The 23,394-nt window shown below is 62.1% G+C and carries 27 protein-coding genes and 1 pseudogene; 21 read left to right on the forward strand and 7 right to left on the reverse strand.

All coding sequences use genetic code 11. From position 1 onward, the window contains the following. Nucleotides 1–76 precede the first annotated feature (76 nt). On the forward strand, nt 77–715 hold the full coding sequence (locus tag CD04_RS0118445; RefSeq protein WP_031409466.1) for an MBL fold metallo-hydrolase: 639 nt from the start codon (nt 77–79) through the stop codon (nt 713–715). A 45-nt stretch (nt 716–760) separates the two neighbouring features. Here the strand turns inward: CD04_RS0118445 and CD04_RS22785 are convergent, their stop codons facing one another. Beyond that, entirely contained in the window at nt 761–1,174 is a 414-nt protein-coding gene (locus CD04_RS22785; protein WP_081858081.1) for a BON domain-containing protein, read from the reverse strand. A gap of 302 nt (nt 1,175–1,476) precedes the next feature. After that, nucleotides 1,477–2,154, reverse strand: coding sequence for an orotate phosphoribosyltransferase (pyrE, locus tag CD04_RS0118455; protein WP_031409470.1), 678 nt, complete (start codon nt 2,152–2,154; stop codon nt 1,477–1,479). A gap of 89 nt (nt 2,155–2,243) precedes the next feature. Here pyrE and CD04_RS0118460 point away from each other — a divergent pair, with 89 nt between their 5' ends. The 6 genes from CD04_RS0118460 (at nt 2,244) to CD04_RS0118490 (ending at nt 7,830) form a co-directional block, all read left to right on the forward strand. Then, a complete protein-coding gene (locus CD04_RS0118460; RefSeq protein WP_051849416.1) occupies nt 2,244–3,629 on the forward strand; it encodes an MFS transporter in 1,386 nt (461 codons plus the stop codon). Nucleotides 3,630–3,683: 54 nt separating this feature from the next. Then, nucleotides 3,684–4,682: an SIS domain-containing protein gene (locus tag CD04_RS0118465; RefSeq protein ID WP_031409474.1), complete on the forward strand. Its 999-nt coding sequence runs from the start codon at nt 3,684–3,686 to the stop codon at nt 4,680–4,682. 3 nt (nt 4,683–4,685) lie between these two features. Beyond that, a complete protein-coding gene (locus CD04_RS0118470) occupies nt 4,686–5,264 on the forward strand; it encodes an HAD family hydrolase (protein ID WP_031409476.1) in 579 nt (192 codons plus the stop codon). 5 nt (nt 5,265–5,269) lie between these two features. Further along, nucleotides 5,270–5,866, forward strand: coding sequence for an LPS export ABC transporter periplasmic protein LptC (lptC, locus tag CD04_RS0118475; RefSeq protein ID WP_031409478.1), 597 nt, complete (start codon nt 5,270–5,272; stop codon nt 5,864–5,866). 100 nt (nt 5,867–5,966) lie between these two features. Next, the gene (locus CD04_RS0118480) at nt 5,967–6,752 is read left to right on the forward strand and encodes an SDR family oxidoreductase (RefSeq protein WP_031409480.1); all 786 of its coding nucleotides are present in this window, start codon (nt 5,967–5,969) and stop codon (nt 6,750–6,752) included. Between the two features lie 196 nt (nt 6,753–6,948). Beyond that, nucleotides 6,949–7,830, forward strand: coding sequence for a helical backbone metal receptor (locus CD04_RS0118490; protein ID WP_051849521.1), 882 nt, complete (start codon nt 6,949–6,951; stop codon nt 7,828–7,830). Between the two features lie 11 nt (nt 7,831–7,841). On the opposite strand, the gene CD04_RS22240 is transcribed toward CD04_RS0118490, so the two are convergent. Both CD04_RS22240 and CD04_RS0118500 read right to left on the reverse strand, forming a co-directional pair. After that, nucleotides 7,842–8,369, reverse strand: coding sequence for a DUF6790 family protein (locus CD04_RS22240; protein ID WP_051849417.1), 528 nt, complete (start codon nt 8,367–8,369; stop codon nt 7,842–7,844). A gap of 178 nt (nt 8,370–8,547) precedes the next feature. Continuing rightward, entirely contained in the window at nt 8,548–9,159 is a 612-nt protein-coding gene (locus CD04_RS0118500; protein WP_051849418.1) for a carboxymuconolactone decarboxylase family protein, read from the reverse strand. Between the two features lie 166 nt (nt 9,160–9,325). Between CD04_RS0118500 and trxC the strand changes: the two genes are divergently transcribed. From trxC to CD04_RS0118515, 3 genes are all read left to right on the forward strand, one after another. Further along, nucleotides 9,326–9,742 (forward strand): thioredoxin TrxC, encoded by a 417-nt coding sequence (trxC, locus tag CD04_RS0118505; RefSeq protein WP_031409487.1) that lies wholly within the window; start codon nt 9,326–9,328, stop codon nt 9,740–9,742. A gap of 370 nt (nt 9,743–10,112) precedes the next feature. Further along, the gene (locus tag CD04_RS0118510) at nt 10,113–11,441 is read left to right on the forward strand and encodes a cytochrome c1 protein (RefSeq protein ID WP_231480689.1); all 1,329 of its coding nucleotides are present in this window, start codon (nt 10,113–10,115) and stop codon (nt 11,439–11,441) included. Nucleotides 11,442–11,679: 238 nt separating this feature from the next. Continuing rightward, on the forward strand, nt 11,680–11,955 hold the full coding sequence (locus tag CD04_RS0118515; protein WP_031409491.1) for a hypothetical protein: 276 nt from the start codon (nt 11,680–11,682) through the stop codon (nt 11,953–11,955). Between the two features lie 391 nt (nt 11,956–12,346). Here CD04_RS0118515 and CD04_RS23385 read toward each other — a convergent pair whose 3' ends face one another. Next, nucleotides 12,347–12,520 carry a DUF3149 domain-containing protein gene (locus CD04_RS23385; RefSeq protein WP_081858082.1) on the reverse strand — a complete coding sequence of 58 codons (174 nt, stop codon included), beginning with the start codon at nt 12,518–12,520 and terminating at the stop codon, nt 12,347–12,349. A gap of 127 nt (nt 12,521–12,647) precedes the next feature. Here CD04_RS23385 and CD04_RS0118525 point away from each other — a divergent pair, with 127 nt between their 5' ends. From CD04_RS0118525 to CD04_RS0118535, 3 genes are all read left to right on the forward strand, one after another. Next, nucleotides 12,648–12,992, forward strand: a complete 345-nt coding sequence (locus CD04_RS0118525; RefSeq protein ID WP_031409493.1) for a hypothetical protein — start codon at nt 12,648–12,650, stop codon at nt 12,990–12,992. Nucleotides 12,993–13,045: 53 nt separating this feature from the next. Beyond that, entirely contained in the window at nt 13,046–13,903 is an 858-nt protein-coding gene (locus CD04_RS0118530) for a PhzF family phenazine biosynthesis protein (protein ID WP_031409495.1), read from the forward strand. A gap of 448 nt (nt 13,904–14,351) precedes the next feature. Next, nucleotides 14,352–14,651, forward strand: coding sequence for an SWIB/MDM2 domain-containing protein (locus CD04_RS0118535; protein WP_031409497.1), 300 nt, complete (start codon nt 14,352–14,354; stop codon nt 14,649–14,651). 331 nt (nt 14,652–14,982) lie between these two features. On the opposite strand, the gene CD04_RS0118545 is transcribed toward CD04_RS0118535, so the two are convergent. Both CD04_RS0118545 and CD04_RS0118550 read right to left on the reverse strand, forming a co-directional pair. Further along, complete coding sequence (locus CD04_RS0118545) at nt 14,983–15,564, reverse strand: hypothetical protein (RefSeq protein ID WP_031409499.1); 582 nt, start codon at nt 15,562–15,564, stop codon at nt 14,983–14,985. Further along, nucleotides 15,561–15,908 carry a ribbon-helix-helix domain-containing protein gene (locus tag CD04_RS0118550; protein ID WP_031409501.1) on the reverse strand — a complete coding sequence of 116 codons (348 nt, stop codon included), beginning with the start codon at nt 15,906–15,908 and terminating at the stop codon, nt 15,561–15,563. The genes CD04_RS0118545 and CD04_RS0118550 overlap by 4 nt, the downstream gene beginning before the upstream one ends. 198 nt (nt 15,909–16,106) lie before the next feature. Between CD04_RS0118550 and CD04_RS0118555 the strand changes: the two genes are divergently transcribed. The 8 genes and pseudogenes from CD04_RS0118555 to CD04_RS0118580 all read left to right on the forward strand — a co-directional run bounded on the left by CD04_RS0118555 (nt 16,107) and on the right by CD04_RS0118580 (nt 23,197). Next, complete coding sequence (locus CD04_RS0118555; RefSeq protein ID WP_031409503.1) at nt 16,107–16,631, forward strand: peroxiredoxin; 525 nt, start codon at nt 16,107–16,109, stop codon at nt 16,629–16,631. 538 nt (nt 16,632–17,169) lie between these two features. After that, complete coding sequence (gene lipB / locus CD04_RS0118560) at nt 17,170–17,919, forward strand: lipoyl(octanoyl) transferase LipB (protein ID WP_369792869.1); 750 nt, start codon at nt 17,170–17,172, stop codon at nt 17,917–17,919. Next, nucleotides 17,916–18,884 (forward strand): lipoyl synthase, encoded by a 969-nt coding sequence (gene lipA, locus CD04_RS0118565; protein ID WP_031409507.1) that lies wholly within the window; start codon nt 17,916–17,918, stop codon nt 18,882–18,884. The genes lipB and lipA overlap by 4 nt, the downstream gene beginning before the upstream one ends. Nucleotides 18,885–19,008: 124 nt before the next feature. Then, complete coding sequence (locus CD04_RS0118570) at nt 19,009–20,586, forward strand: hypothetical protein (RefSeq protein ID WP_051849419.1); 1,578 nt, start codon at nt 19,009–19,011, stop codon at nt 20,584–20,586. A 163-nt stretch (nt 20,587–20,749) separates the two neighbouring features. Further along, nucleotides 20,750–20,884, forward strand: a pseudogene (locus CD04_RS23925) (IS5/IS1182 family transposase); the annotation flags it as partial. A gap of 58 nt (nt 20,885–20,942) precedes the next feature. After that, nucleotides 20,943–21,101 carry a hypothetical protein gene (locus CD04_RS24255; protein ID WP_197033193.1) on the forward strand — a complete coding sequence of 53 codons (159 nt, stop codon included), beginning with the start codon at nt 20,943–20,945 and terminating at the stop codon, nt 21,099–21,101. 24 nt (nt 21,102–21,125) lie between these two features. Then, nucleotides 21,126–22,163, forward strand: a complete 1,038-nt coding sequence (locus CD04_RS0118575; protein WP_031409512.1) for an IS630 family transposase — start codon at nt 21,126–21,128, stop codon at nt 22,161–22,163. A 458-nt stretch (nt 22,164–22,621) separates the two neighbouring features. Beyond that, complete coding sequence (locus CD04_RS0118580) at nt 22,622–23,197, forward strand: Panacea domain-containing protein (protein ID WP_031409514.1); 576 nt, start codon at nt 22,622–22,624, stop codon at nt 23,195–23,197. Nucleotides 23,198–23,394 lie beyond the last annotated feature (197 nt).

The following is a 23,394-nucleotide window of genomic DNA, read 5'->3' on the forward strand; positions in this document are numbered from 1 at the left end:
AGGCGGAGCGACCGGCGTCGTTTGACACTTTGTTCTGCTTTTTCACACTTTGTTCTGCCGAACCTCTTGCGCCTCCATGCTGAACTACCGCATTATTCCGGTCACGCCCTTTGAGCAAAATTGTTGCCTGTTGTGGGATGACGAGACGGGGCACGCCGTGTTGACCGATCCAGGCGGCGATCTCGAGCGCGTGTTCGCCATCGTCGCGCGCGAAGGTGTGGAGTTGCAGGCCGTGTGGTTGACCCACGCCCATATCGACCACGCCGGCGCCGCGGCCCCTGCAGCGCGACGCGCTGGCGTGCCCATCATGGGTCCCCATCCGGACGACAAGTTCTGGATCGACATGCTGCCGCAGCAGGCCCAAATGTTCGGCTTTTCGCAAGCCGAACCCTTTACACCCGATCGTTGGCTTCACGATGGCGACACCCTTACGCTGGGAAGCCTGCGCTTTGACGTTCGCCACTGCCCAGGCCACACACCGGGGCACGTGGTCTTTCACCAGCCGCAGGCGCAACGCTGCTGGGTCGGCGATGTCCTGTTCGCCGGATCCATCGGTCGAACCGACTTTCCGCGCGGCAACCAGAAGCAATTGATCGATAGCATCGTGCAAAAGCTCTGGCCCATGGGTGACGACACCGTGTTCATCCCCGGGCACGGGCCGGAATCGACCTTCGGCGATGAACGCCGCCATAACCCTTATGTTGGGGGCACCTGAGCGAATGGCCCGCGGCGTCCAGGCTTGGGTGGGGGTTGGCGCGCGTCAGCCGTAGACGTGCAGGTCACTCATGACGAGCCGCACGCCCTGCGTGGCGCGTGCCACGTGGACCGCTCGCGCCGCCTCTTTCGCACTCGCTGCGGCACCGCTCAGACGCGCCACGCCCTTGCGCGCCTCCACACGGATATCCAGGCGGCTCAGGGTCTCATCCCTCAAAAGCGCCTCCTTCACGCTGGCGGCAATGCTCGCATCATCGACATGGGTTTGGAACCCGCGCTGCGGCCACCATGGCCCGGCAGACTCATCGCGCGGATGCGCAAACTGCGCAAGGCTCGTCCGCTGCACGGCCTTATCCTGCGTGACTTCGACAGCCTGACTGCGAACGCTGCCCAAGGCCAACAAAAACACGGTTGCGCCGGTGGCCGGAATCACCCTGCCAAGACGGGAGTTTGTAGTCATGCGAGGCTCCTTTGTTTGAAGTTGCGGACAGCAACAACAGCGCCGCCCAGCCTCGACTTAGCAACCTGCGTGCCCGCATGTTCATCGGCCTTTGAAATCATGACCTTACGCAAGCTGCGCCCTTGCTCCAAGCCTCACCCGAGATCCAGACTGGGCGATTCTGAAGGCATGATGTCGCCATGACCCGACCACTTGCCAGCCTGCGGCGCCATCTGCTTGATTGCAAAGCACTTTGTGCGTCGCCTGATAGCGACAAAGCGTCTCGAGAGTGCCCGTGATCGGAAATCCGCCCCCGATAACGGTCAAGTCGCCGAAACACCGTAACGCTCACGGTACTCCCGGACCTTCGGCAACCATTGCGCGAGCTCGCCGTTGGGCATCGAGGCGAGCGCTTCGAGCAAGGCGTCGAGATTGGCGATGGCCACCACCGGTAGTCCGTGCACAGCCTGCACGTGCTGCACGGCGGATTCCTCCAGAGTCTGGCCGGCCATCGCGGCCTTTTCCTGGCGATCCAATGCAATCAGCACCGCGACCGGCGTCGCCCCGGCGCCACGGATCAGACGCACGGACTCACCAATCGCTGTACCGGCGGAAATGACGTCATCCACGATCACCACCCGGCCCGTCATGGGTGCGCCCACAAGCGCACCGCCTTCGCCGTGGTCCTTGGCCTCCTTGCGGTTGTAGGCGAAGCCCACGTTGCGTCCGCGCCGGGCCAATTCAACAGCAAGCACAGCAGCCAGCCCAATGCCCTTGTACGCTGGACCGAACAGCATGTCGAACTCGATGCCGCTGGCGAGCAGCGCATCGGCATAGAACGCCGCCAACCGACCAAGCTTGGCGCCGTCGTCGAACAGCCCGGCATTGAAGAAATAGGGCGTGTCGCGCCCGGCCTTCGTAACAAAGGCGCCAAAGCGGATGACGCCGCTGTCAACAGCGAAGCGGACGAAGTCTCGGGCGATGGGGTGAGATGGCATCATGGTTCGAACGAAGTTGGCGAGTGATTCGGCATGCGGAGTGAAGCCTCCGGACCGGAGGCTATGCTACGGCCTGTCCCTGCTCGCACCGCATGTCCGCCGCCGCCCCAAACCGCACCGAAAGGCTTCCGCCCTGGGTCTTGCTTCGCCAGGTTTTCGCGAACCGGCGCATGGCCGCGCTGCTTCTTCTCGGCTTTTCCTCGGGTCTGCCGCTGGCCCTCACGGCGGGCACGCTCCAGGCTTGGCTGACGGTCGAAGGCGTGAGTCTGAAGGCCATCGGTTTCGCCACGTTGATCGGCCAGGCCTACGTGTTCAAGTTCGCCTGGGCACCAGGCATGGACCGCATCCAGCCACCATCGCTCGTGCGCGCGCTGGGACGCAGGCGCGGATGGCTCCTGTTGATGCAGGCGCTTCTCGCAGCCAGCTTGGCGGCCATTGCGATTGTCGGCATTCCGGCGCCCACCGCCACCAGCGCCTGGCCCGGACTGGACCGTCTGGCCGGGGCGCTGGGGATTCCCGCAGGAGATATGCGCTTGTTGCCGGTCGGGATACTGGCCGTCGCCGTGGCCTTTTTTTCCGCCTCCCAGGATATCGTGATCGACGCCTATCGCACCGACTTGCTTCCGCCTGAAGAACGTGGCGCGGGCGCGGCCGTGGCGGTCCTCGGGTATCGGCTCGCGATGCTGGTCTCGGGAGGCCTGGCGCTATGGCTGGCGGCCGAGTATCTGGGTTGGCGCGGGATGTACGCGCTGATGGCTGGCCTCATGGCTGTGCTGATGCTGGCCACGCTCTTCGCCCCCCCGACTCCGGGCAACATCAAGGCGCCGCGCAGCCTGACCGAGGCCGTGGTCGAGCCAGCGCGCGAGTTCTTCGCCCGTCGCGGAGCCGTGGCGCTGCTCGTCGCCATCGTCTTGTACAAGTTAGGCGACGCCTTCGCCGGCGCGCTTTCCACCACTTTTCTCATTCGCGGCGCCGGCTACAGTCCGGCCGAGGTCGGCCTGGTTTACAAGACCATGGGCATCGCGACCACCATCGTCGGCGCCCTGTTGGGCGGAGCGTGGCTCGCACGGCTCGGGCTTTGGCGTTCGCTGGTGTGGTTCGGCGTTGGCCAAGGCTTGTCCAACCTGGCCTATTGGGCGCTAGCCGTGCTGCCCTCGAACCTGGCACTGATGGCCGCGGCCGTGGGCATCGAAAATTTCACCGGCGGCATGGGCACGGCTGCCTTTGTCGCCTTTCTTTCCGCGCTTTGCGACGCGCGCTTCTCGGCCACGCAATTTGCGTTGCTGTCGGCACTGTCGGCAGTGGGTCGTGTCTACGTGGGTCCGGCCACGGGTTTTCTTGTCGAGGCCTGGGGTTGGCCGCATTTCTATCTCCTGACCGTGGTGGCGTCGGCGCCCGGCGTGCTGATGGTGGTGTGGCTGCGCCGCGTGATCGAGACGCAGGACCGCATTCACGCCCCGCGCCAAGCCGCCGTGTAAGGCCAAGCGCGACAAAGGCCCGCATTGCCCTCCCGCTGCCTATACTGCGGGCCGATGAACCCTGCATTTAACCCCGAACAGGCCCTCGAACTGGGTCGCAACACCCTGGAAATCGAGGCGGCTGCGCTCCAGGCACTGGCTGCGCGCATCACTCAGCCACCGCTGGCCACGGCGTTCAAGGACACGGTGCGCTGCATCCTGGGCTGCCGCGGGCGGGTCGTGGTATCGGGCATGGGAAAAAGCGGGCACATCGCGCGCAAGCTGGCCGCAACGCTTGCATCGACCGGAACCCCTGCCTACTTTGTCCACCCTGCCGAGGCGAGCCACGGCGACCTGGGCATGGTGACCGATACCGACGTGTTCATCGCATTGTCGAACTCGGGAGAAAGCGAGGAGCTCGTGCGCATCGTGCCGCTGGTCAAGCGCTTGGGCGCCAGGCTCGTCGCCATCACCGGCCGCGCCGACTCGACGCTGGCGCAGCATGCCGACATTCATCTTGACTGCGCTGTCGAGCAAGAGGCCTGCCCCCTCAATCTTGCTCCCACGGCCAGCACCACGGCCCAGCTTGCGCTGGGCGACGCACTGGCCGTGGCGCTACTGGACGCACGCGGATTCGGCCCGGACGACTTCGCCCGCACCCACCCGGGGGGCAGCCTCGGGCGCAAGCTGCTCACGCATGTGGCCGACGTGATGCGCACGGGCGACGCCGTGCCCAGCGTGCCTCAATCCGCACCCTTCTCGGCTGCGCTGCTGGAGATGACGCGCAAGGGTCTGGGCATGACGGCTGTCGTCGACGACGCTGGGCAGTTGTTGGGGGTGATCACCGATGGTGATTTGCGCCGGCTGCTCGAGCGTGGGGCAGACTTGCGCCAGCTCTCGGTCGGCCAGGCCATGCACCCGAATCCGCGCACCATCGCCGCGGGGGCGCTTGCCGTGGAGGCGGTGCAAATGATGGAGCAGCATCGCATCAACCAGATGGTCGTCGTCGACGCACAGCGACACCCGATCGGCGCGCTCAATATGCACGACCTTTTCGCGGCCAAGGTGGTGTGACGCATGACCGACCTGCCCGTTTTCGATACGCGCCCGCGTCTTCAATTCGACACGGAGATTCTTTTGCGGGCGCAGGATATCCGCGTGCTTTTGCTGGACGTGGACGGAGTTCTGACCCCTGGTGACCTGCTGGTGGGCGAGTCCGGCGAGACACACAAGCGCTTTTCCACCCTTGACGGTCACGGCCTGAAACTTCTCGCGGCCTGCGGCGTTGCGCCGGTTGTGGTTTCGGGCCGCGACAGCCCTGCGCTGCGTACCCGGCTGCGAGAACTTGGCTTGCTGGAGCGCTCCGTGCTCGGGCGAGCACACAAGCTGCCAGGCGCCGCCCGCCTGTTGCAGGACCTGGACGTGAGCTGGGAGCAGGCCGCTGTCATGGGGGATGACTGGCCCGACTTGCCCCTGTTGGTGCGTGCTCGTCTGGCCGCCTGCCCTGCCGTGGCCCATCCCGAAGTGCGCGCGCGGTCACATTACCGCACGCAGGCCGCAGCGGGTTTCGGCGCCGTGCGCGAACTGTGCGACCTGCTGCTGGTTGCGCAGGGCCAGTACCGCCGTCTGCTCGAGCAGGCCATAGCCGGAGACTGATTGCCATGCAGCGCCTTGTCCGGCTGTGGCGCCGCTTGTCTCTTCTTCTTCCGCCCTTGCTCATGGTGTTGCTGGCCGCCTTGAGCTGGTGGGTGGCGCAGGAGGCGGGGCGGGGCGCGGGTGGTCCCGGCGGCCCGCGCGAACCCCCACAAAAACCCGACTATTTCCTGCACGACTTTCACACCCGTACGTTCGACGCGCAAGGCCGTATCACGGCTCAGCTCAGTGGCCAGGCCATGCAACACATCCCTGGCAACGATACGGTGCGCATCACGCAGCCGACACTGCGCGCCCAAACCGCGCAAGGCGTGCTCACCACCGCGCAGGCACAGATCGGCATCAGCAACTCCGACGGCAGCAACGTGCAGTTGCTCGGCGACGCCGTGGTGCATCGGATCGCCCCCAATATGCCCGAACTGACCGTACGCAGTGACTTTCTCAATATCTTTCCAAATGCTCAGCGCATCAGTTCGAACAAACCCAGCACGGTGCAACGCGGTGACTCGTTGTTCTCCGGTGGCAACCTCGAGATGAACGGGCTGGACGGCACCTTCGCGATGCGGGGCCAGGTCAGCGGAACCGTGGTGCGTCCAAGGCGCTAAAGTTTCAACCATGCGCTGTGCTGCGAGGCGCAGCTAGCGCGAAGCGAGACCTTGCGTGAATTCGTCTATACAACACCCTGCCCTCCAGGAGCATGCGCCCGTGGCGGTGATCACCGGCGCTTCAAGCGGCATCGGATCGGCACTGGCCGAGGCTTATGCCGCGCGCGGCTGGCGCGTGGTTCTCGTCGGGCGCCGAGCGTCGGCACTCGACGCCACAGCATTGGCGTGTGCCCAGCGTCAGGGCCTTGCGGCAGTGGATCCGGCTCGACTGCGCATCCTGGCTGCCGACGTACGCCATACGAAAGCGTGGTGCGAACAGGCTTCGACTCTGGTGGCCGAGTGGGGCTGCCCTCAGGTGGTCGTGGCCAATGCCGGAATCAGTCACGGCGTGGATCTCTCCCACCTGCATGATCTGGACGTTGCACGCGATGTGATGGACACCAACTGGCTCGGCGCCCTGGCCACGCTTGCGCCTTTTGTCGCCCCCATGCGTGCACGCGGTAGTGGATCGCTTGTGGGGATCGCCAGCGTGGCCGGGGTACGCGGCCTACCCGGACACGCAGCCTACAGCGCGAGCAAGGCAGCACTGATTCATTCGTTGGAGAGTCTGCGCGTGGAACTGCGCGGCTCAGGCGTGCGGGTGGTGACCATCAGCCCCGGCTATATCGCCACGCCGATGACCTCAGGCAACCCGTTCCCGATGCCGTTTCTCATCGCTCCGGACGTGTTTGCCCGCCGTGCGCTGCGCGCCATCGACGCCGGCCGTGCCTACGCAACCATTCCTTGGCCGATGGCGCTGGTGGGCAAGCTGCTGCACATCTTTCCGCGCGTTTGGTACGACCGCCTCATGGCCCGCCAGCGGCGCAAGCCGCGCAAGGGCCGGTAAGCTTGCAAAGCGCTCGAGCCGCGTTCCATCATTGCACCTTGGCGCATGGGAAAGGCGGCCATGGCGACATCTGGCGCACCGGACCGCCCGGTCGCGGACCACTCCGGCGCAAGGCTTTCATGAACGCACGCCTCGGCAAGGCCCATGGGTTCGCGCCGCCTGCGGGATGGCGCATCCGCGGATAATGGGCCGACGCATGCCTGTAACCCCATCCCCAATCCACGGCGCGGCCGACATCATCGACTTTATTGGCCAGCGCTTTGAGAGCGCGCCCGCGCATGCGCGCATCGCAAGCCTTGTGCCCAGTCTCACCGAAACCCTTGTCGATCTGGGGCTGGACGCGCAGCTGGTGGCGCGTACCGGGTTTTGCATCCACCCCGCTGCAGCCGTGCGCGCCATACCCAAGGTGGGGGGCACGAAGGACGTCAACTTCGCCCGTCTGCGCGATCTTGCGCCGACCCATGTGCTGGTGAACGTTGATGAAAACACGCGTGAAACGGTGGCGCAATTGCAGGAGTTCGTACCCCATGTGGTCGTGACGCACCCCCAACAGCCCGCCGACAACCTGGCGCTCTTCGACTTGCTCGGCGCCCTGTTCAGCGCCACGGCCGGGGTGCAGGAAAGGGCACAGGGCCTGCACGACGAGTTCGGCAATACGTTGCGCGCCATCCGCGCCCGTTCCTGGCCCCTGCGGCGCGTGCTGTATGTGATCTGGCGCGAACCATGGATGACGGTGGCACGAGATACCTACATCGCCCGCACGCTAGCCCAGGTCGGCTGGCGCACGCTTCCCGACGTGGCCGGAGGTGACGGTTTGCGCTGCGCGGGCGCCACGCGCTACCCGGTCTTCGATTGGGACGCGCCTTGGTTGCATGACGTGGATCTTGTGCTGCTGGCCAGCGAACCCTTCCGATTCGGCGCGGCTCACGTCGAAGTCACGCGCGCCCTGCTTGAGACGCGCGGTTTGAAAGCGGCGGTCCGGTTGATCGACGGCGAATGGGCGTCGTGGTACGGCAGCCGCGCCCTGCGCAGCCTGCCGCGGTTGGCTCAATGTGCCGCCGCGCTGCTCCGGCCTTGAGCGGGACCGCCCTAGAGCCGGGATCGGGCGAACACGCTGCGCCGGCTTTGGGCCTTGGCCTGCCACGCCAGCAATCCGAAGCCAATGAGTGGCACGAGAAGATCGGCGTAGCGCATGGTCTCAACCGGTTGGAATGCGCCCGCTGGCTGCGTGCTCAGCATCAGACCAAGCGCGCCCCCCCAAAGGAATGCCGCGGAGCCGACGACGGCGGCTAGACGCAGGCCCAGTCCACCGAATACCCCGAGGAAGCCGATTAGTGAAAATCCAAGGTAGGCCGCGGTGACCTGGTGCTGGAGGCCATCAGGCGATGCCCCGTGCAGATGGGGGGTGGCATCCCCGAACCAGGCAAGCAGCACGAACCGCACGAGAAAGGTCAAACCAACCGCGTAGAGGAGGTACCAACGCAGCAGCGTGGACGCCACACGCTCGGCTGTGCGCTCTCGGTGCGTCGCGGCAAGAGAAACGGCCGCTGTCAGCAGCCCGAGCAACAGAAGCGTGATCGGAAAATCGTCAAATGCAAGCTGGATCAAGGTGATCATTGCGAAACGCCGAGAAGGAAGAGCCTATCGAGCGTGAAGCGCCAACGACAAGCACGGGCCGCAGGAAATCCTGCGATGTTGGCTTCACAACCCCAAAGCTTAAGCCCTGCACGGGACAATCCGGATGATTTTGTCCCCTGCTGCGGCCCGCGATCCCAAGTCCAACAAGCGCCCAAGGTCACGCACTCCCAGCTGTGGGGAGGTGCGTGAGGTCCTCAGGCTCTGGCCCCGCAGTGTCTGCAGGCCCCGGCTGCAACACAGGCTCGATGTCCACTCCCAGAGCGACGAGGAAACGCGAGACCATGTTGTACGTGGCGATCACACCCACCAGCTCCACAACCTGCTGCGGTGGCATGGCCGCGCGGGCAGCGGCAAAATAGGCCTCGTTGACCTTGACGCGCCGCGTCATTTCATAGGCGATCGCCAGCGTCACGCGCTGGGCGGGAGAAAACAGCGCCGAATCATCCACGGCGGCGGGAATGTCCGCCAGCGCGGCCAGTTGCGTCGCGCTGCCACCGGCTGCGAGAAATTCCGGAGCATGATGCGCGAACTCATACTGCGCGTGGTTGAGCAACGCCACGGCGCAGATTGCAAGCTCGCGCAGCAGCGGATCAAGATCCAATTCGGTCCTCACGGCGCCGAGAAAGCCATTCCAGCCTCGCGCAAACGCCGGACTGTGCAACAGCATGCGGTCCAGATTCAGAAGCTGGCCTCCTCGCCGAAGGCGAATCGCGTCCACCAGATCGGCCGGCTCGTCAAGGTCGGCCGGCGTATAGGCAATGCGTGGCATGGGAAAGGCGCTCCTCAGTGAGCTGACAATGTAACTATGGGGGCAGCGCGCATCGCCGAACGCTCGACGATGCGCAACCAACCTTGAACTGGGCCACGGGCGGCCTCAGATACTTTAAGAGATTTTCAGCCCCGTTCCGCTTCTTCATCATTAATCGAGAGTCATCATGCTTATCGTCTGCCCTCATTGCGCGAGTATCAATCGGGTCCCACCCGAGCGCGTGCAGCAGGATCCGCAATGCGGAAGCTGCCATAAAGCCCTTCTGACCGGGCACCCCGTGGAGCTGACGGACGCCACCTTCGAGCGGTTCGTGTCGAAGAATGAGTTGCCGGTCATCGTCGATTTCTGGGCTCCGTGGTGCGGTCCCTGCCGCATGATGGCGCCTCAGTTCGAACAAGCAGCGTCGTTGCTCAAGGGGCGCGCAGTGCTCGCCAAGGTGAATTCAGACGACAGCCCCCAGGCTTCCGTGCGAAACCGCATCCGCAGCATCCCGACGTTGCTGCTGTTCCAGTCAGGGCACGAAGCCAAGCGCCAGTCGGGAGTGATGCCGGCACAGGAGCTTGTGCGCTGGGCAGGCGTCTAGACAGGAGAGGGTTGGCCCTCGCGTGCACGATTGCACGCGAGGCGGATGTCATTTGGTTGTGTTGCACGGACGACACGACGCGCACTTGATGCGTATCAAATTGTGTTTTCATGCAACCGCAGCCCCTCGGATGCGGCAATGGCCCAAAGTTTCGGGGGCGCCAAGGCAGCCCTCAGGGGAGCACCCGGGCAGAGCAATGCTTCGACATGCCAGTGGCCCTCTTCTGGCGTGTTGCGTGAGCAACACATCGACATACTTCTCCATGCATGTAAACCCGCCCTTCCTTGATCCCAGTCAAATAAAGGTGGCTTGAGGGAACGAGAATGGTTCCAGGGAAAAGTTCCCTACTTCCAAAAAAGGAACCACCGTCATGGAATCCTCTGCACCTCTCCGCACCCCCATTCAACCCATCGCATTCGAACGGGAAGGGCCTGGCCTTTGGCGAAGGCTGATCCTGGCCCTGTTGGGCTTGCTGGGCTTGGGACTGCTCAGCACACCGGCGCAGGCTGTGCCAGCCTTCGCCCGCCAGACCGGCCAAGCCTGTATTGCCTGCCACGTTGGCGGCTTTGGCCCGCAGCTCACGCCATTCGGGCGCGCGTTCAAGCTGGGTGGTTATACGCTGACGGACGGCAAGAGCGGCCATATTCCCCTGTCTGCGATGCTCGTTTCGTCCTATACGCACACGACCGAAGATCAAACGCCTTTCTACAACGGCATGCACGGCAATGACAATTTTGTCGCTTTGCAGCAAGCGTCCATATTCCTCGCCGGGCGGCTGACCGACCACATCGGGATGATGGGGCAGGCCACCTATTCGGAGACTGCGGAACCTGCCAACCTGGCGTGGGACAACACAGACGTGCGCTTCGCACACGACTACACGGTGGGCAACACGTCGGGCATCTTTGGCGTGTCGGTCAACAACAACCCCACGGTCTCCGATGTCTGGAACACCGTGCCTGCGTGGCAATACGGATTCATGACCAGCCCGATCAGTGGGGGCGTGCCTTTCGCGCCGCTCATGGCGAGCCTGGGTGGAAGCGTGCTGGGAACGACCGCCTATACGCTGATTGACAACCACTGGTACATCGAGGGCGGCGCCTACCACGGGCTCTCCAACTATTGGGGCAACTTGCTGCATGCCGGCACCTGGGGTGTCACCGGGTACGCACCTTATTTCCGGGCGAACTATTCGACCACCGTGGGCTCGAGCACCTATGAAGGCGGCATCCTCGGCATGAATATGAAGCCCGCGACCATAACTGGCGGTTCCGGCACGGATAGCGTGAAGGACATCGGCATCGATGGCACTTACCAGTACATCGACGGCGACAATCACAGCGTGACGGTCAATGGCTTGTACATGCAGGAAAAGGCCAGCTATGACCAGTCCGCTGGCGCCTATCCCGGCGACACGGCGAAAACCCTGAACCTGAATGCGGCGTACTGGATTCACAACACCTACGGCGCCACCATTCAATATTTCAACATCAACGGCACCGCGGCGCTGGGATCGAACGTGCAAAGCAACGGCGTCGTCTGGGAACTCGACTGGAATCCGTTCGGCCAAAGCTGGGTCGACCCGGAAAAGAACCTCCGACTGGGTCTTCAGTACACGACGTACAACAAGCTCAACGGAACCAGCCAAGGGGCGAGCGGCAACAACAGCCTGTTCCTCTACATGTGGCTTGCCATTTGACACCGCTGCAGACGTGCCTGGGGCGTCCTCGTGAAGATCAACCAACGACTTTCTGATCGAATGTTCAACAGGATTCGTTGTAAAAAGAGGACGCCCTTGGTGACAAAAACGCTGGTGCGGCGCACCATTTCGTTGGCAGCAGTCCCGCGGCCAGCGACATGCGCGCCCTCTTGGGGCCTTTCTGGACCGCGATCTGACTGCCGATGACCGTTCACACCATCGACCAAGGAAAGCAACCATGTCAGCACCCACCAGCGGCCTGTATTTTGCGCAGGCCTTTCACCACGGAGAACCCGATCACCGCAGCTACGTCATTTCCATTGGCAGCAGGGAGCGCGTCGAGGCGCTTGCACGCGCCGAACACGCCAAGCACGGAGGGGAATACGGGGTAGCGATCTATCAGGTGGTGCCTGATGCTGCAGTGCAAGAGCATCCGCGCCTGGTGGCGTATTTCGGATCAGCCATGGGCGAACGGTGGACTGCGGGACAACAGGCACAAAGCATCACCGCCTGATCGTCGCACAGCGCTGCGCGCACACCGACCAGCCTCTCGGGCGCTGGTCGTTTTTTTTTGCCCCCGAGGGCTCGGCCCCGACGCAACCGCTCCGGCATCGACGTCGTTGACCGCCCGCTGGGCCGATTCAGGCATGCTGGAGCGTCGTACGGCGTTGCGGTACCGCGTTAAGGCCATGCTGCATCATGCCCGCGGGATGCCGCTCCATGGCGTCAGGTCGCAACGCCACGCATGGGCTGGCACCAGGACACCGACAGACCCTACGCGCCGCCAACCGGCAATGACCCCGGTTTTCGGCCCTGCGCACGGGTCGCGCAACGGTCAGGCGCAGCCCTCCAAGTCCGAATGTGAGCTCCATTCCCGAGACGCCAAAGTACTCGGGACCAATCACTCACCGCCGAGGCGTTTTATTCAAGATATCGGCGTCGTGCGCAGCGTCGTCCGCGCGAATTTTGCGAATGAAGAACACGACGAAAAACACCCCCATGCCAAGCATGAAAATGATGACAGCCAAGCTCATCAGGCCCGAATCGGTGCCCATCAAACTGCTCCAGACTGATTGCATCGAGCATCTCCTCCCCAGGTTCGTAGAGACAAAGCTTAGAAAGCCTGCCGTCGTTGCGTTTTGATACAACGCAAAAAAGAGCTCCATCACGATATCCTGTGAACCCCAGCGTGCCCAATGCATCCCGATGCCCACGACAACCCTTAAAAGTGCCGCGACTCTCGGTTGGGCCGGAGTCGTGCCGTTTGTCGTCCTGGCCTCTTTGGGGTGGTCCAGCCCGCAGGACGCCCTGATGCGCCCCTTTGCGCTCGGCCTGCTCAGTGCTAACGCCGCACTGATGCTTCTGGCGCGCGCGATGGATGGACTGCTGTGGCCTGGCTACGCCCGCGCCGCGCATGCCGCCGGATGGCCCGACGCCGAGCAGTGGAGCAGGCTTGCCGCAACGTGGCTGCATCTGCGCACGCGGCTCACGGCCGCGGCCGTGCTGTGTCTGGCGGCGGCCTGGGCCTCACCCCACTTCGGCACGGCGTGAGGCGATCACCAGATGCTGCGACGTTCCCTCACTCTCGACACATCTCCAGCACGATGCGCCTGCCCTTTGCTCAGCTTGACGTTTTCGCCCCCGAACCCTTCAGCGGCAACCCGCTGGCCGTCGTGTTCGATGCCGACAGCCTTCCCGCGTCGCGCATGCAGGCCATCGCCGCGTGGCTGGGCCTTTCGGAGACGACCTTCGTGCTGCAGCCCTTGCAGAGCAGCGCTGATTATCGGTTGCGCATTTTCACCCCTGGCGGCGAATTGCCCTTCGCGGGACACCCGACCTTGGGTACTTGCGCGGCTTGGTTGCTCGCGGGCGGCAAACCGAAGCAACCGGACATGGTGATGCAGGAGTCGGGCGTCGGTCTGGTCGCCGTGCGTCGCCTTGAGACCGCGGCCCACCGCACCCAACGCTTGGCGTTCGCTGCACCGAACGTCACGATCGGCGCGGTCGAGCCCGATTTGCTTCACGCCATTTGCGCGGCGCTCGGCCTTTCACTGCAGCAAGTGCGAGCCAGCGCATGGCTGGACAACGGCCCGCGTTGGCTTGCGCTTTGGCTGGACTCTGCCAGCACGGTACTGGCTCTTGACCCAGACCATGCAACGCTCAAGGCCTTGGGCGTGAAAGTCGGCGTCTGCGGCCCACACCTCGAAGGCCATGAGGCTGCGATCGAGGTGCGCGCGTTCGCTGCAGCCACTGGCGTGCCGGAGGACCCCGTCACTGGAAGTCTCAATGCAAGCCTGGCGCAGTGGCTGATCGGCCTGCGCGCTCTACCGACCTGCTACACGGCGGCACAGGGCACGCGCCTTGCACGAACGGGAAGGGTCGCCATCGAGCAGGACACACAAGGGCAGGTCTGGATTGGCGGCCAGGTCCAGGAAGTGATGCGCGGCGAAATCGCCGTCTGACACGGCAAGGTCAATGCGATGCGCATGTGCAGACACTGCCATGGAGGACGGCCGGCGACCGTACTCGCCAGGAAGGCCCGTTGGAACGCGCCCGCCAGTCGCGAAGAAGAATGACCATTCGAAGGACGCGATTTACTGGCCTCGCCAGCGACGTGGGTTGGCACCTTGCACCGCGCTCGATGCCTGACAAGGCCCGTACATTGAACGGGTCGCTGCCTCCTCAGCGAGCAGCCTTTGGCCATGGCCCGAACGCGCGCCTGCGGACCCGGTTTGCGCGGGGCCTTAACATGTGGACACGGAGCCCTCAAGGCCCGCCCGTGCCGAACGGCACATAGAGCTTTGCAGGGCTATGGGATTGCAGCCGCATCCCGTGGTCCCGTGGGCTATACCACGCACGCGCGGCCCCAAGCCGTGTGCGCCCCTTCAAGCAATCGATGGAGTTCGAAACATGGCAACTGCAAAACCGGCCGCAGCCAAGAAGGCACCCGCCAAACCCGCGCGCGCGCCCAATCCGGCCTTCATGAAACCGCTGACGCCCAGCCCCCAGTTGGCAGCCGTCGTCGGCGCAGCCCCACTGCCGCGCACCGAGGTGGTGAAGAAGGTTTGGGCGCACATCAAGGCCGCGAATCTTCAGGACGCGACCAACAAGCGCATGATCAACGCGGACGACAAGCTCAAAGCTGTGTTCGGCAAGCCCCAGGTCACCATGTTCGAAATGACCAAGCTGCTCAACGCGCATTTGAAATAACCCCGGAGCGGTGGCGCCAAGACCGCCCCACGCTCAACGAGCCTTGCACCGGCGACGCCGGACCCTTCAGAAGTTGGGGGTGGCGCGCGGCACCGAGCCCTTCGATGCCGCGCGTGCGATGCTCACGCGCGGCATCGAAGGGCTGCGCCGGATGCGATTGGATTGACCGCACGGCGAACTTTCTTCGCATGCGGCCGCTCAAAGACGTCAAGCGCAGCGACAAAACTGTTCTCGCCCGATAAAGTCGCAAACATTGCTCAAGCCTTTATGCGGTTCGGCGGCAGCTCGATTTGGACGGCCCTCCACAGAAAGTCGAAAACAGCTGCGGCGATCAGAACCACTTCACGCTTGGATCATTTCTTGGAGGAGCCGCATGTTCTTTCTTCCGAGAAAGCAGCTTCCGTTCATCGCAGGCGGCAAGTGAAGCCATTTCAGCTGCCTTTAGCACGTCTTCCGCGGACGCAATGATTTTCCTTCGTTCCAACTCTTGAAGGAATGGACGTGTCGTCAACAAAGACACGTTCTCTGGCAACACAAAGGTCTTCTTTGCGATACCGTTATCCTCAAAAAGCAAGAGTGCGTAATCGTTCGGGTGTGTACTGTAGTAATCCTCTAGAACGATCTTCAAAGATTGCTCACCTGGATCAACACGCAACGATCGCAAGGTCTCGGCGTTTTGCGGAACCCCTGTATCGATCTTTTTAAGCAACCCGCCGCTAACACCGACTTGATCCTTGATGAAATCAAGCGCAAGCTGGTTCCCGAGATATTGGGAACCAGCTCGAAGCTCTTCAATCACCATATCAGTGATATAAACAGGAAGCCCAGGCTTCAGGAAAAGGTCGAGCCGTCTTGCGTAAGCCAGTGTTTTCAGCGGTCCGGTGTCCGTGACAATGATTGCGCAAGTGGTCATGCCGTATGACCGAACCGATCGACCATGTCACCAAAGTTTTTCTGCATCGCCGCCGTCTCTGGCAAAGAAAGCCGAGGCAGCGGGAATCCCGCTTGAATGGTCATCAGAGCCAAGGTCTCGACATCGTCGAGATGGAGTTCCTTCATGGCATTGTGTTCTGAAATTTGCCCAAGACTGTACTTGAACAGGATTTCGTAATTACCGGATAACGGGCTGCTTTCGTTGCGAACGTAGCCTTCCAGCAATTGCCGAATGATGGCATTCACCGAAGTATCGGTTCGAGCGGCCACAACTTTGGCCTGAGACAAAAGCTCATCAGGAATCGCCACCGTGAAATTTGCCATCTTCGCACCTCGATGCATGTTTACGCATTACACCCAAACAAGTATAGTGGATTGGTTGGCTCCTCGCAGCCAACTATCATTGGTGTTTGCGACTTTGATGTACTGTTCGTGACTTTAATTGCGGGGAACAAAAACAGAAATTGCCGCAACGCCTAAAATGGATCCGTTGACAGTCCACGTGCGCAAGGCAGGTTTGTGATGCAAGCAGCAATCAAGAAATGGTCAGCCCTCGTTGTGCTGGCGGCAATCGCGCTCGCCGGCTATCTGGCGTGGAACGCCCTCGATCACGACCCGAAGGCTCCCGACGTCAATTTCGCCTTGCTTGATGGCAAGACCATCACCTCGCAAGACCTGCGTGGCAAGGTGGTCCTCGTCAACTTCTGGGCCACGAGCTGCACCACTTGCGTCGGCGAAATGCCCCGCATGGTGAAGACGTTCGACCGTTTCGCGCCCAAGGGGTTCGAGCTGGTGGCGGTGTCGATGAGCTATGACCGGCCGGACTACGTGAAGACCTTCGCAACGTCCGGCCCCTTGGGTGCGCTACCGTTTCCGGTGGCGATGGACACATCAGGCAATATTGCAAAGTCCTTCGGTGACGTGCGACTGACGCCGACGAGCTTCTTGATCGACAAGTCCGGCAATATTGTCAAGCAGTACGTGGGCCCGCCGAATTTCAACGAGTTGCACACCCTCATTTCGCAGCTGCTCGCCAAACAGGCCTGAGTTAGCGTGTCCCGGAGTCTCCTGTTGCGGGAAAGCCCGAGCCTTCCCGCAACAGGGCCTTGCGTGGCGGCCTTGGATTTCTGCGGAGTTTCGCCTCAGGTGGCATGAGATTTGGCCGCCGAAACATGGCCACTCACGCACACAGGTACGCTAGGGCTCGCGCTCTGCTGCCGCAAGGGCCCCGCGCATGGGAAGGGAAAATCCAACCGGCCATGATCGTGCGTTGCACCTTCGATCGGGGCATCGGGTCCTCGTGCGCAGGTGCAATTCGGCGGTGTGCGTGAAGACGGCGGCGGCTTGCCCCGGAGAGACGGCCTTGCGCTGACCCGGCCCTTCCCTCGACCAGCGCGCCGAGGCACCTCGGCCGCAAAGTGCAACACTGCCGCCCTCACATGCCATGGGGTTCTTGCTCGGCATGCTGGGGAAAACCCCGATAAACGGCTACGATAGCCGCATGGAATCGTCAATCCGCCGCGACCTGCGTACGACGCCTGAAAACTTGAACAGCAACGACGAACCCCGCCAAACCGCTGCAACGGTGCCACCGTGCGCGGATCAGCAGGCGTTGGCATTGGCCTTGGCAAAGCCAGCCCAAAATCTTGCCGCTGGGCTGCTCGTACGCAATCTTGGCCTTCAGGCCTATCGCCCAACCTGGGACGCCATGCGTGCGTTTACAGCCGCGCGCCAGACAACCACGCCAGACGAAATCTGGCTGGTCGAACACTTCCCCGTTTACACGCTGGGTCAAGCGGGAAACCCGCAGCACCTCCTTGATTCCCATGACATCGAGGTGGTGCAAACCGACCGCGGTGGCCAAGTGACGTACCACGGACCGGGTCAGGCCGTGGTGTACGTCCTGATCGACATCCGGCGCCGCGGCTGGATGGTGCGCGAGACGGTACACCGCCTGGAAGAGGCGGTACTCCGCACCTTGGCCCGATTGGGCGTTGTCGGGGTGCGGCGCCCCGGCGCTCCTGGCATCTACCTGGGCGCCCCTCATCCCCGTGCCGGCGCCAAGATTTCCGCGCTGGGTTTGAAGGTGCGTGGCGGCTGCACCTATCATGGGGTCGCCATCAACGTGGACATGGATCTCTCCCCCTTCAGCGGCATCAATCCCTGCGGCTACCCTGGACTGGAAACCGTGGACTTGGCTTTGCTCGGCGTGCATACGCGCGCGGATGCAGTGGGCATGTGCTTTGCGACGGAGTTGGCGATGCTGGCCGAATCTGCTGCCAGTGCGCGCGCACCAGCGCCATTACACATGGATCACACTGCACCTACCCCATGAACGATCTGCCCGACCCCAACGCGAAACAAAAAGGTCAATCCAAGACTGCGCGCATCCCAATCAAGATCGCCGTTGATGGTCCGGCGCTGAAGAAGCCGCAATGGATTCGGGTCAAGGCCGCCGCACCGTCATCGCGCTTTTACGAGATCAAGAACCTGTTGCGTGAGCGCAAGCTGGTGACCGTATGCGAGGAAGCGTCCTGCCCGAACATTGGGGAATGCTTCGGCCACGGCACAGCAACCTTCATGATCATGGGGGACAAATGCACCCGCCGCTGCCCCTTCTGTGACGTTGGCCATGGCCGCCCTGACCCGCTTGACCCGGAGGAGCCAGGTAATCTGGCCCGCGCCATCGCCGCGCTCAAGTTGCGCTATGTGGTGGTCACGAGCGTGGACCGCGACGACTTGCGCGATGGCGGGGCGCAGCACTTCGTGGACTGCATCCGGGCCACGCGCGAGCTATCGCCATTGACTCAAATTGAGGTGCTGGTGCCCGACTTCCGCGGCCGACTGGACAAGGCGCTCGACAGGTTCGACCACGGGCTTCCCGACGTCATGAACCACAATCTCGAAACCGTGCCGCGCCTCTACAAACAGGCCCGGCCAGGCGCCGACTACGCGCATTCGCTCGAGCTGCTTGCGGCGTTCAAAGCGCGCCATCCCGGCATCCCCACCAAGAGCGGGTTGATGGTGGGGCTGGGCGAAACGGATGAGGAAATCCTTCAGGTCATGCGCGACATGCGCGCGAACCACATCGACATGCTCACAATTGGCCAGTATCTTGCCCCCAGTGGCCACCACCTGCCCGTTGCCCGCTACGTGCCGCCCGAGACGTTTGCCATGTTCGAGCGCGAGGCTCGCTCCATGGGATTCATGCATGCCGCCGTGGGTCCTCTTGTGCGTTCAAGTTACCACGCTGACCAGCAGGCTCACGACGGGGGCCTATTTGTCAACATAGCGAAGTGAATGGAAAATTAGCGAAGTGGATGGAAAATTAGCGATAAGAACGCTGTTTCGGACGCACCCGTCTTCTTCGCCTAACGGCCGCATTCCGCCTCGCTTTGACCACTGACAGCACCCGGCAAAACACGTGGGCGACTTGCAGATCAGCGCATTTCCTCAGGGCGATGGCCTCTGGAGGGTCGATTGGTTCGGCGGTGTGCAGTTCCCGAACCGCGTACTCCGCCGAACTCAGCCATCAGTCTTCGTTCACCTCTCGAAGGTCACCGACCCGGCGGTGCTGGCGGATCCGATGGCGCCCGTCAGCGCGTTATCGACCCTGCCCTGGCAGAAACAGTTCAAGTGCTGGATCTCGGTCGGTGCCACGATGCTGTTGCGCATTGGCGACCTCTGGTCCAACCAACGTTTCATCGCGTCACCTGAACACGAGGTCGAGACTTTCGAGAAGGTAAGCATCGACCGTTCGACAGCCAAGCTGCTCAAGGTTGGGCACAGCGACGATCAGGGCAACTTCTTGTTGCCTGCGGCCGAGCATCCATGGCACATGGCCAACACCCACTCCTACTGCGTCCGCGTGGCCTTGGCCAACGGTCGGAGTCTAGCCATCCCCTGCATGGAGCTGGCGCGCTTCTATTTCGGTTCGTCGAGCCCGCTGCTGAGTACACTGTTCCTCCCTCCCTTCGATCGCACGAAGCTGTACTCCAGCGTGCAGCTCGATGGATTCTTCGGTGAGGATGTCGTATTGGACCTTGCCGAGGGCATTCCCAAGGAATCGGCGCAGGATATCGGCCGCATCGCAGCCAGCAAGCAGGCAAGCAATGCCGCTGCCATGATCGGCGTATCCCTATTGCGGCAGGCACCGGAAGGGCTCGACGACATCTACCCGCAATGCGTGTTCCCCTTCGACGGAGAAACGACGCTCAAGGCATCGGGCAAATGGTTGCCGCTCGGCTCGCAGCAGCGCTCGACTTTCCTCGTCTACCGGCTGCGCTCCTGCTCTTACCCATTTCCGTTCGACACCTTGAAATTTCGAACGTCTGGACAGAGGCGCCGACCGTGGAAACCCGCAGTGTCAGGCGGGAGCACGGCAGGATCCCCTCGTCGCTCAGGCGCCCCCAACGCCAAGGAGCCTACCTTGCGCGAGCGAGATGCATCAGGGGCGTTGGCTCCGCGCACTCGGCGCGCGTTCCGCGAGGTCAAGTTCCCGGACCTGGCAAACAAGCGCATCTGGAGCGAGGTGCCACTCGATGCCAGCTCTGTGCCGATCGGCTCGCGAGGAGCGGCGGCCGTCGCCGATCTGGCCGTGGGTCAGCCTGGTTCCGTTCAGCGGATTCGGTCGGTCACCTTGGTCGAGGCGCTCGGCCAACCTGATGGGCCACCGGCGTTTCTGCGGCCTGCGATCGAACGTCTCAGGCGTCTGAAACGGCTCAACGTGACACTGCTCACGGCAAGCGTGGATGACGGGTGGACGGTGCCGGTTCCCTACACAGCAAGTGAGGATGGCGAAATTCCACCGGAGGTCTTCATCGACGACGGCGGCGGCAGCCCGCGCATCCGCCGTGTTGCCGCGTTTCTAATCCACGAGGGACGTCGGCAGGCGAATGTGGTCATAGAAGAGCGCGAAACTGGTGCGTTTTACGTTGACGGCGAAGCAGTTGAGCAAATTCTTTCGGAGTTGCACGTCCACGTCCAGATCCCTCACCAGTAGGCCTACGCTACCGGTTCTGGAACTGTGGTGCCACGCCTAACAGGCTGCTGAAATACCTGGCGCGACGCTCGGCCTCCGAAGGGGCTGGCGCGTTGTCGTAGTAGACCCACGACGATCCATTCCATGGCGCGGCCCCGACACGTTTACCGAAGGTTTGTTCACGATGCGTCGCCTGGACGACTTCGTGCATGCGAACCATCCGCTGCGAAGGGTCCGCGCCATGGTCAACGAAGCGTTGGTCAAGATGGACGAGCTATTCTCCAAGATGTACGAAGCCGATATCAAGGGTGGCCGCCCGCCCGAGTTCGACATATTTTTGCGTAAGTCGTCGCCCCTGCAAAGCCCCGCCAACCCGCATGACTGCTCAACAGGACGGGCAATGGCGGTTCAGCGAACCGCTGCGCGTCAAGGGCCGGTTCGTGCGCCTGCAGCCGAAGGCGGCCACGCTCGACCAAAGCCCCTCGCTCATCCTGCGCGGCGCTATAGACTCGGCACGAATTATCCGGGAACTTTAAGGTGCAGAGCGCGTCACGCCGCGCATGGAAACAGAAGACGCCCGCAAGCAGTCGCGAGAAGTACTGCACGAGAGACGAAAGCAAGTCATCCGCATGCACCGCAAAGGCATGCCGGTGATGCAGATCGTTGAGCACAGTGGTCTGAGTTGGTACGCCGTGAACACGGCGATCACCCTTTATGCGACATCGGGGGCTGCAGCGCTCAAGCCTGCTGTGCGCGGCCAGAAGCCGGGCAGTCGGCGCAGCTTGAGCGAGCCGCAGGAGCGCACGATTCAGCAGATCATCTGCGACAAGCGCCCCGAACAACTGAAGATGGAATTTGCGCTATGGAACCGGGCTGCGGTCATGCAGTTGGTTGAACGCGAATGCGGCATCAAGTTGTCGGTGCGCGGCGTTGGCAACGATCTCAAGCGCTGGGGATTCACCCCGCAAAAGCCGATCAAGAAGGCGTATGAGCAGCGTCCAGAAGCCGTACAAGCCTGGCTGGACGATGAATACCCGGCCATCGAACAACGCGCCAAGTCCGAGGGTGCCGAGATTCACTGGGGCGACGAAACCGCGGTCGTGAATACCGACGTGCGTGGCCGCTGCTACGCACCGGCTGGGAAAACACCGGTGACCTTTGCGGTCGGTGGCACACGCCAGAAACTGTCGATGATCGCCACTGTCACCAACCAGGGCACGACACGCTGGATGATCATTGACGAGGCGTTCAACTCAGACAAGCTCATTGCGTTTTTGGAAGCCTTGATCAAGGACGCCGGAAAAAAGGTGTTCCTGATCCTCGACAACCTGCGTGTCCATCACAGCAAGCCGGTCAAGGCTTGGGTCGAGGCGCATCAGGACAAGATTGAGTTGTTCTATCTGCCCAGCTACAGCCCGGAACTCAACCCTGAAGAACGGCTCAATGCCGATTTGAAACAGGCGCTTTATACGAAGGTGCCGGTGCGCACCAAGGCCAAGCTGAAAGCCGCTGCAACCGAGCACATGCAGACGTTGGAGAAATCACCCGAGCGGGTAAAAAAGTTCTTCCAGGATGCACGTGTGAAATATGCAGGATGAATCACGGATAAATCAGGCCGAATCAATAGGATGCATCGGCGGTGATGGCGATGCGGAGACGGCGTACTGGGCCGTGGCCGAAATTCCCGAGGCATTGGTGTCTCTGCGGCAACACTGCGAGCTGCGTCGGAGACAACCTTAGAGCAAGGCACACCAACCCGCGGCCGATTCAACGAAGGAATCGCTGCCGCATATTCAAATGAATCGAGCCACCTCTGTCGAGGCGACGCCGTCGGCTGGAGTCGTCGGTTCAGAGTTGTTGCAAGGACTGCGGCGACCGCTGCAAGCGGGGGTTAACGATATGGCCTACGCCAATCCAGTCCCGCGCCCTTCGCTATTTGGTCTCATCCTCTTCGCCATACTTATAGCAGGCATGGCGTCGTGATTTGCCAAAGAAACAACATACTGTACAATTCAACAGTTTTACATCGGAATGTATTGTAAGAAAATCAGAAATCATGGCTACCGCCCCTCTTTTCAGTGAACGTAAAGCAGCCGAATCGGCTGCTTTCCTGCTCTTCAAGGCAGGTGGCGAGCTTCCCGTCATTAAATTGATCAAGCTTCTGTACCTGGCCGAGCGCCTGGCTCTCGAACGCTACGGAGAGCCTCTGACGGGGGATCGGCTGGTTTCAATGCAGCATGGACCAGTTCTGTCGATAACGTACAACCATCTGAATGGCGCAATTCCCTCTTCGCTAGGCGGCTGGGACTCGTGGGTTGCGGATCGAGCCGAGCACAAAGTTTCGCTTCTCGACGCAAGTAAGATTCGAAGGCCGGAATTGGATTTGCTAGGGCTGAGTGATACTGATCTTGAAGTCTTAGATGAAACATGGATCAAATTCGGGCATTGGGATCGCTGGAAGCTTGTGGACTTCACCCACGAAAAATGTCCTGAGTGGGAAGACCCTGATGGATCTAGCAAACCCATCACTTATAGCCGTTTGTTTGAAACACTGGGCTACTCCAATGAGCAGGCGCAGGCATTAATTGATCGCCTCTCCGAGCAAGAGAGAATCAACATAGCCTTTGCCTGACTAGAGCAGTCCCCATGACGCAGTGGCAGGCCGCTCCTGGAAGCACCCTTCTGGTTCCGTCTGGCCCGAGTGGGCGCCATTTGTTCATACTGGTACTGGGACCTCTTGCTGTTGCAAATTATGGAAGCATTGCCCAAATTGCCATGGTCAGCGTCACCTCGATTAGGGATGGCGCCCCACATGACTCGGCATGTGAA

Origin of the sequence: Thiomonas sp. FB-Cd, from assembly GCF_000733775.1 — a bacterium.
In the GTDB taxonomy this organism is placed as follows: domain Bacteria; phylum Pseudomonadota; class Gammaproteobacteria; order Burkholderiales; family Burkholderiaceae_C; genus Thiomonas_A.